Genomic DNA, 7,739 nt, shown 5'->3' on the forward strand with positions numbered 1-7,739 from the left:
CGCGGCCCGTGGCTGACCTCGGTGTTCGGCATCGTGCTGCTGGTCGGCATCCCCATCCTCGCGATCACAGGGCTGCTGTCGTACGCCGCTTACAATCCCCGGCTGCCGGGCAATGACATAACCCCCGGCAAGGGGCTGCTGGGTTTCTACCTCTTCGACTGGCCCACGCATCCGGTGTGGCTGTACCGGCTCACCCAGGGAGTGCACGTCATCCTCGGGCTGACGCTGGTGCCGGTGCTGCTGGCCAAGCTGTGGTCGGTCATCCACAAACTGTTCGCCTGGCCGCCCGCCCGCTCCCCGGCCGAGGCGGTGGAACGGGCCAGCCTGCTGCTCTTGGTCGGCGGGGCGGTGTTCGAGTTCGTCACCGGCATCCTCAACATCCAGCTCTTCTACGTGTTCCCGTTCTCCTTCTACCCGGCGCACCTGTACGGTGCCTGGATCTTCCTGGCGGCGTTCGTGGTCCATGTCGCCTTCAAACTGCCGCGGATGATCAGCGCGCTGCGATCACGCGGCTTCCGCCGCGAGCTGCGCACCGGCCTGGCCGACACCCACCCCGAACCGCCCGATCCCGACGGTCTGGTCGCCCCCGACCCAGCGGCACCCACCATGTCCCGGCGCGGCCTGCTCGCCTTCGTCGGCGGCGGCTCGATGCTGATGTTCGGCCTGTCCGTCGGCCAGACCATCGACGGGCCGCTGCGGCGCACCGCACTGCTGGCCCCCCACGGGCGCGTCTACGGCCCGGGACCGAATGACTTCCAGGTGAACAAAACAGCGGCCGACGTGGGCGTCGACATGGCAGGGATGGGCCCGCAGTGGCAGCTCACGCTGATCGGGCCGCACCCGGTGCGACTGTCCCGCGCCGACCTGCTGGCGATGCCGCTGTACACCTACCGGCTGCCGATCGCCTGCGTGGAGGGGTGGTCGACCGAGCAGACGTGGACCGGCGTTCGCCTGGCCGATCTGGCGCGGCTGGCCGGAGCGGCGGTGAGCGGGGTCGACGTCTTCGTCCGGTCCCTGCAGATGGGGGGCGTGTTCAGCCACGCGTCGCTGAGTGCCCGGCAGGTGGCCGATCCCCGTTCCCTGCTGGCGCTGCGGGTCAACGGCGCCGACCTCTCCCTCAACCACGGATTCCCGGCTCGGATCATGGTCCCGAACGCCCCCGGTGTGCACAACACCAAGTGGGTGCGTCAACTCGACTTCCTGCCGGCGGATTCATGAGGTCCCGGGTCCGTGACCTGCGCCGGCGGGCGACCACCCGCTACGGCGCCGACCCGTTGCATCTGCTCGCGCTGCTCGCCTGCTTCGCGCTGGCCGGTTACGCCGCCAGCCGCGTCGTCGTCGCGGGCATCTGGGTGGGATTTCTGGTGTGGTTCGTCGGCGCCGCGATCGTCCACGACCTCGTGCTGTTTCCCCTCTACTCCCTCGCCGACGTCGCCGCGCGGTCGCGCCGGTGGCGTCCCCGACCACGGCCCGGCGTCCGGTGGCCGCCGATGACCAACTACCTGCGCGTACCGGGCGGTCTGTCCGGACTCCTGCTGATCGTCTGGTTCCCCCTCATCCTCGGGGGATCCTCGCGCACCTACCGGGCGGCGGTGGCATTGGACACGAGCCCGTACCTGGGACGATGGCTGCTGGTGACCGGTGTGCTCTTCGCCGGATCGGCGATCGCCTACGCCGTCCGGCTGCGACGAGACAGAGCCCCCTCCGTACGAGACAAGATCTCCTCCGGACCGCCAGGCCCTCCCAGGCCGTCAGGCACCCCCGGCCCGCCTGGACCATCCGAACCACGTGCTCCTCCTGAGCCTCCCGGGCCGGGTGCTGTCCGGTGAACGGTACGACTCGATCGTGATCGGTTTGCGCCGGCCGTCCCGATGCGGCGACACACTCACCCCGGGCGGACAAGCGCGCGAAGGACTTCGGGGCGCCTTGGCGGGCGAACCCGCGCCGCTCGGCGTCGACCCGCTGCGAGACACGGCCCGGATCCCGGGAAACGGCGCAGACGAAGCAGGTACGGTTGGGCGACCAGAACATCGTTGTCGCATCCACCTGGTTACCACACCCGGTGGATGCGGCAGAACAGCAGGTCAGAGGGTCAGGGTAAGGCTCCGTGCCACCGACGGCAGTGGGGATCGGCGCTCCGGGCCACGGGCACCGGAGGTGGCGGTGGAGGAACACCCGCGTGGAAACGGTCGGCGACAGACCGATCGCCAGCCCACCGAGAAACGCGCTGTCACGGCGAAGCCGGGCATGTTCCTCAGCGACAGCGCCTTCGTGTCGACGCTGTTCTCGCTCTTCCCGCCGGTGCGAGGCAAGGGCGTGCCGTCGCGGGCGCGAAGGGTCGGCACCTACCTGGCCGCGCGGGCCATGCCACTCATTCGCGTCCACGCGGCCAGGCCGTCGTTTCACCTGCGGCGGCGTATCGCCCGGAGGGGCATCGGCCCGCTCGTCGTCCTGGGCTCGCACACGGTCGCCGGGGCGTACGCCGTCGCCGTCGGCGGCTGAAGAGGCGCCTTGGACGGCCTCGGCGACGCCCTGATCGGTGACTGGCACCGTGCCGCCTATGCCGCGGTCAAGGCGCTGGCGTTGTTCCTGACCGCCGTGGTGGCCTTCCGGCTCACCGAGCGCCGGACGATGGCGGAGTTCGCCCCGTTCGACTGGGTCGCCGCCGTCGCGGTCGGTGCCATCGTCGGGCGTACGGCCACCGCGTCCGACGCCTCGTGGCTGACGGGAGCCGCGGCGCTGCTGGCCCTGCTCGTCGCCCACTCGGCCGTCACCAGGCTGCGGTTCCTGCCGGTCGCCAGCCGCCTGATCGACCCGCCGCTACGGATCCTGATCCGTGACGGACATGTCAACCGGCGCGACCTACGCCGCTGCGGGCTCACCGAGGCCGACCTCGAGGCCGTGCTGCGTCGGCACGGGCACCACGACCCGACAGGCATCCACCTCGCGATCTTCGAGGCCAAGGGCGCCGTCTCCATCCTTCCGCATCCCCCGGCCGCCCCGGTAGCCACGACGCCCCCACCGGGTGCCGACGGGTAGCACCAGCCGCCGCCGAACCTTGGATTGACTGCACACGACCGGAAGGAGAGAACATCCACGATGAGCACGGCCTACGCAACCGAATGCTGGCTCACCCCAAGCGCCAAGGCCAACCCCTCGCCGATCCACGGCAATGGCCTGTTCGCCATCGAACAGATCCGCCAAGACGAGGTGATCATGCGGCTCGGCGGACAGCTGATCAACGATGAGGCCCTGACCACCCTCACACCGCCCTACAGCAGCCTGACCGTCGAGGAGAGCGTTCACCTGCTTCTCGATCCCGCCCATCCAGTTCGCTATGGCAATCACTCCTGCGAGCCGAACCTCTGGCACCGCGACGCAACCACCGTGATCGCACGACACGACATCAACCCCGGCGATGAACTGACCATCGACTACGCCACCCACACCGGCGTTGCAACATGGTCGATGGCCTGCCGCTGCGGCAAGGTCCGCTGCCGCCGCACCGTGACCGGCAACGACTGGCAACTGCCCCAGCTCCAGTCCGCCTACGGCACTCACTGGAGCCCGCCACTACTCGAACGCATCAGGTGCTCGCCTGGAGCATGGCGAAGTCGGCGTGGGCCTGCTTGTCGCGCGGGGGCGACCAGATGGTGGGCGTCATGACCCGAGCACCGGTCGTCCTGGATTGCCGCAGCAGGCATCATGCCGTGGTAGAGATCACCGTCCACTTTCAAGTGCCTCCGGCCCGGTGGCACGATGTCTCCACGGTCCGGGAGTAATTGCCAGCACGGTGCCGATCGGCACCGTCGCCCAGGCCGCCAACACCGCGAACGCCGCTCCCGTCGGCATGTACTCCTGTGGGGACTGATCGAGAAGCTGCATCCCGGCGACCAGCGGCAGGAACCTACCGACGTCCGATCCGCCGGGAATACCCATGAGGATCACCGGCAGCACGAACACGATTGCGATCAGCACCACGGCCGCAACTGCTCCGCTGCGCAGCAGGGCGCCGAGCGCCAGGCCGACGAGAGCGGTCATCAGCAGCATGAGCGCCGCCGCACCGATTCGCTGCCAGGCGCCCGTGGGCAGGAACGACGGATGGAACGGGGCGGCCACCAGCCTGCCGTACAGGTAGCCGATGGCCCCGATGAGCACGAATGCAGTCAGGGCCACACCGGCCAGCACCACCACCTTGGCCAGGAGGACGCCTCTGCGTGACGGTATGGCGGTGTAGGTCAGGCTGATCATCCCCGACGCGTGCTCGCCCGTCATCGTGATCACGCCGAGCATGCCGATCAGCAGCGCCGAGAGCATCACCCCGACGAAGACCACCGCCCACACCCGCAGCCCGGCCTGGTCGGCGGAGTGGCCGGCGTCGAGCCTTGAAAGGCTCGTTACCCCCGTGGACACGGTGAGGACCAGCGCGCAGCCAACGCTCGCCGCGAGGGCCCACAGGGTCGAGCGCAGCGTCCGGAATTTCAGCCACTCCGCAGCCAGCACGTTCATGACATGCCTCCCACAGCCTCGAGATAGACGTCCTCCAGCGACGTACCAGGCCGGATGAACTCGGCCGTGGGCACGTCGGCCACCAGCCGCCCGCGGGCGATAACGATCAGATGGTCGGCGGTGATCGCCATCTCGGACATCAGGTGACTCGACACCAGGACCGTGCGTCCCTCGGCGGCCAGCGACCTGAGCAGGTCCCGCGTCCACTTGACACCCTCGGGGTCGAGCCCGTTGATAGGCTCGTCCAAGATCAGCACAGGGGGGTCGCCCAGCAGCGCCGCCGCGATCCCGAGCCGCTGCTTCATGCCGAGGGAGTAGACCCCGATCCGCTTGCGCACTCCGCCCAGCCCCACCCGCTCGAGCAGGGGTGCGATCCGGTCGCGCGGCAGGCTGTTGGAGGCGGCCAGCCACCGCAGGTGCTGGTCGGCGCGGCGCCCGCCGTGCACCGCGGTCGCGTCGAGCAACGCACCGACCCTGGTGAGGGGCTTATCGATTTTCTGGTACGGCAGGCCGTCGACCAAGGCACGCCCCGCCGTGGGGCGTTCGAGCCCGACGATCAGCCGCATCGTGGTCGTCTTCCCCGCCCCGTTGGGCCCGAGGAAGCCGGTGACCCGGCCGGGGTGTACCTCGAAGGAGAGGTCATCCACGGCCTGGTCGCGTCCGAAGTATTTGGTGAGACCGGCAATTTCGATCATGCCTTCGACGATCCTCCGTTCGGCGCGGTTTCCGCGTCCGCCACAGGTCCGATGCGGTATCGGACTCTGGTCCGATGCGCGGACCCGGGCCACCGGTCTACCGTCAAGATGTGCCTGCGACCGAGATCCGCCCGCCGCTGCTCAGCCGGGTACCCTGCCGGACCTGGGTGCTGCTCGACGGCCTGTGGGCGGTGGGGGTGGGGCTTTCCTACGTGGCGTTGGTGACGTACCACGGCACGGGATGGGTGGGTGTCGTCTCGGCGCTGGCCACGACATTGCCGCTGGCCGTACGGAGAATCTGGCCGCGCAGCGTGTTCTGCCTGGTCGCCGCTTGCGCACTATGGATGCAAGCACTGATTCCAACCGGAGCGGAGCTCTTGGCTCAGCCCATGGCCCTCTACATGGTCGGGCGGTTGGTCGGCGGCCGGTGGGCGGGCGGCGCGCTGGCGATGGCGCTTGCGGTGGCGGGGATCGCGCTGCTCCAGCCTCCGATCGACCGCACGATGGTCATGCAAGCCTTGCTGGCGGGCGGGGTGCTGGTGGCGTTCTGGGCAGCTGGGCTGATGATGCGCGAGCGCGGACTCTACATCGAGCGGCTGGCCGCGCACGCCGAAGAGCGTGTCAGGACGGGGGCGGCCGAGGAACGTCTGCGCATCGCCAGGGAACTACACGACATCGTGGGGCACAGCCTCAGCACGATCGCCGTGCAGGCGGGGGTCGCCGAACACGTGGGCAGGCCGGAGGTGATGTCCCGGGCGCTGTACTCCATCGGCGAGACGACCAGATCGGCGCTGCAGGAAACCCGGCGTGTACTGGGCGTCCTGCGCGAGGACGGCGAGGCCTCGCTCGCCCCCGCCCCCACCCTGTCCGACCTCCCCGAGCTGGTCGAGCGGACGCGGGCGGCGGGGATTCACGTGAGCCTGTCCGTCACCGGTGACGTACCACATGAGCTGGGACTGACCGTGTACCGAATCGTCCAGGAAGCGCTGACCAACGTGATCAAGCATGCCGGGGCCGGTCACTCCCGCGTGACAGTGGCGCAGGAGGTGGATGGCACACGGGTGGAGGTGGTCGACGATGGGCGGGGAGGTGGGCCGGGGGCGTCTGGCCACGGGCTGGCCGGGTTGCGGGAGCGGGTACGCATGTTCGGCGGCGCCTTCGAGGCGGGGCCCCGGCCGCTCCACGGCTTCCGCGTGTACGCCTTGCTTCCACCACAGGACGCGACTGAGCGCCCGAACCGGACGCAGAGCCAGATGACGCCGGGACGCACGGCGTCGGCGGAGGAGCAATGACCACGCGGGTGGTGGTAGCCGACGACGAGGCGCTGGTCCGAGGGGGCTTCCGGCTGCTCGTCGACAGCGCGCCAGGTCTGTCCGCGGTCGGGGAAGCGGCCACCGGCAAGGAGGCGGTGGAGATCACCCGCCGCGAGCGGCCCGACGTGGTGCTCATGGACGTGCGCATGCCTGTCATGGACGGTATCGAGGCGACCCGCCAGATCTGCTCTGCGCAGCCGGAGGTTCGGGTTCTCATCGTGACCACATTCGACCTGGACGAGTACGTCTACGGCGCGTTGCGCTCCGGCGCCGCGGGCTTTCTGCTCAAAGACACCCTGCCGCCTGACCTGCTCCAGGCCATCCACGTGATCGCCGGAGGCGAGTCGCTGCTCGCGCCCGCCGTCACCCGGCGGCTCATCGAACGCTACGTGGCCCACGTGCCCCCACCCCGGCATCTGCAGATCACCGACCGCGAGCGAGAGGTGCTCATCCTGATCGCCAAAGGCCTGTCCAACCAGGAGATCGGCGCCGAGCTCTACCTCAGCCACGGTACGATGAAAACACACGTCGGCCACCTGCTGGCCAAGCTCGGCGCGCGCAGCCGGGTGCACCTGGTGATCGCCGCCTACGAAGCGGGATTGGTGCCCTAACCCTGCCCTAGGTGTGCTGTCTGGGACTGTAGAAAAAACGACCCTGTCCTGACCCGCTCGATCTCCGATTCCGGCGTCAGGCCTGTTGGTGGGGTTGCAGCAACCCGGACCGGAACGCCGTTTGTCCAGGTTGATTACAGCCCCCGCGAACTGCAGGCGCTGAACCTGGAGGATGTAATCGAGGTCGAGAGCGGCCTGGAGGTGATGGTCCGCCGCTCCAAAACCGACCAGGGCGCCCTCGCCACCTGGTCGCGATCCCCCGTGGCCGCCACCGGTTAACCTGCCCGGTCCGGCTGTGGCGAGACTGGAGCGGACTGCTCGCCGCCAAGGGGATCACCACCGGCGCGGTGTTTCGGCGGGTCTTTCGCTCCGGTCACGTCGGCGGCCGCCTGTCGGACCAGGGATCGCCGACATCGTCGGCGGCGTGGCAGGGCGGGCCGGGCTGGGTGAGGCCGACATTCGGGCACACAGCCTGCGTGCCGGGGTTTCCCCCGCTCACCAGGTCAGCCGTGGTTGACCCGCCAGAAGTCGGAGACCGTCTGGCGATTCTGCATGTCCCCGAGAAGTCCCTTGGGGTCGGTGTGGAAGAGCTGCGCCTTCCAGTCGGGCAG

Annotated in this window: 8 protein-coding genes and 1 pseudogene; 7 read left to right on the forward strand and 2 right to left on the reverse strand. The window is 69.3% G+C overall.

The features are described 5' to 3' along the window. From ABZ260_RS41930 to ABZ260_RS41950, 5 genes are all read left to right on the forward strand, one after another. The coding region (locus tag ABZ260_RS41930) for a molybdopterin-dependent oxidoreductase (protein WP_355628907.1) at positions 1–1,218 on the forward strand (1,218 nt) is incomplete at its 5' end. Next, positions 1,215–1,829, forward strand: a complete 615-nt coding sequence (locus ABZ260_RS41935) for a hypothetical protein (RefSeq protein WP_355628910.1) — start codon at positions 1,215–1,217, stop codon at positions 1,827–1,829. The genes ABZ260_RS41930 and ABZ260_RS41935, both read left to right, overlap by 4 nt. Positions 1,830–2,247: 418 nt before the next feature. Further along, entirely contained in the window at positions 2,248–2,502 is a 255-nt protein-coding gene (locus tag ABZ260_RS41940; RefSeq protein WP_355628913.1) for a hypothetical protein, read from the forward strand. Positions 2,503–2,511: 9 nt separating this feature from the next. Next, positions 2,512–3,039 (forward strand): YetF domain-containing protein, encoded by a 528-nt coding sequence (locus ABZ260_RS41945; RefSeq protein ID WP_355628916.1) that lies wholly within the window; start codon positions 2,512–2,514, stop codon positions 3,037–3,039. 60 nt (positions 3,040–3,099) lie between these two features. Continuing rightward, positions 3,100–3,666, forward strand: coding sequence for an SET domain-containing protein-lysine N-methyltransferase (locus ABZ260_RS41950; RefSeq protein WP_355628918.1), 567 nt, complete (start codon positions 3,100–3,102; stop codon positions 3,664–3,666). Between the two features lie 54 nt (positions 3,667–3,720). Here the strand turns inward: ABZ260_RS41950 and ABZ260_RS41955 are convergent, their stop codons facing one another. Both ABZ260_RS41955 and ABZ260_RS41960 read right to left on the reverse strand, forming a co-directional pair. After that, entirely contained in the window at positions 3,721–4,509 is a 789-nt protein-coding gene (locus tag ABZ260_RS41955) for a hypothetical protein (RefSeq protein ID WP_355628920.1), read from the reverse strand. A gap of 35 nt (positions 4,510–4,544) precedes the next feature. Next, a pseudogene (locus tag ABZ260_RS41960) lies at positions 4,545–5,204 on the reverse strand (ATP-binding cassette domain-containing protein); the annotation flags it as partial. A gap of 110 nt (positions 5,205–5,314) precedes the next feature. Here ABZ260_RS41960 and ABZ260_RS41965 point away from each other — a divergent pair. Together ABZ260_RS41965 and ABZ260_RS41970 are read left to right on the forward strand one after the other, a co-directional pair. Beyond that, positions 5,315–6,496, forward strand: a complete 1,182-nt coding sequence (locus ABZ260_RS41965; RefSeq protein WP_355628923.1) for a histidine kinase — start codon at positions 5,315–5,317, stop codon at positions 6,494–6,496. Further along, entirely contained in the window at positions 6,493–7,128 is a 636-nt protein-coding gene (locus tag ABZ260_RS41970; protein ID WP_355628926.1) for a response regulator transcription factor, read from the forward strand. Before ABZ260_RS41965 ends, ABZ260_RS41970 begins: the two co-directional genes overlap by 4 nt. The last annotated feature ends 611 nt before the right edge of the window (positions 7,129–7,739 follow it).

Source organism: Streptosporangium sp. NPDC006013, from assembly GCF_040614275.1.
Lineage (GTDB): Bacteria > Actinomycetota > Actinomycetes > Streptosporangiales > Streptosporangiaceae > Streptosporangium.

What these genes read in the sequence shown, in the direction of transcription:
- ABZ260_RS41935 (WP_355628910.1), top strand. Translation starts at nt 1,215, where the DNA reads ATGAGGTCCCGGGTCCGTGACCTGCGCCGGCGGGCGACCACCCGCTAC.
- ABZ260_RS41940 (WP_355628913.1), top strand. Translation starts at nt 2,248, where the DNA reads ATGTTCCTCAGCGACAGCGCCTTCGTGTCGACGCTGTTCTCGCTCTTC.
- ABZ260_RS41950 (WP_355628918.1), top strand. Translation starts at nt 3,100, where the DNA reads ATGAGCACGGCCTACGCAACCGAATGCTGGCTCACCCCAAGCGCCAAG.
- ABZ260_RS41955 (WP_355628920.1), bottom strand. Translation starts at nt 4,509, where the DNA reads ATGAACGTGCTGGCTGCGGAGTGGCTGAAATTCCGGACGCTGCGCTCG.
- ABZ260_RS41970 (WP_355628926.1), top strand. Translation starts at nt 6,493, where the DNA reads ATGACCACGCGGGTGGTGGTAGCCGACGACGAGGCGCTGGTCCGAGGG.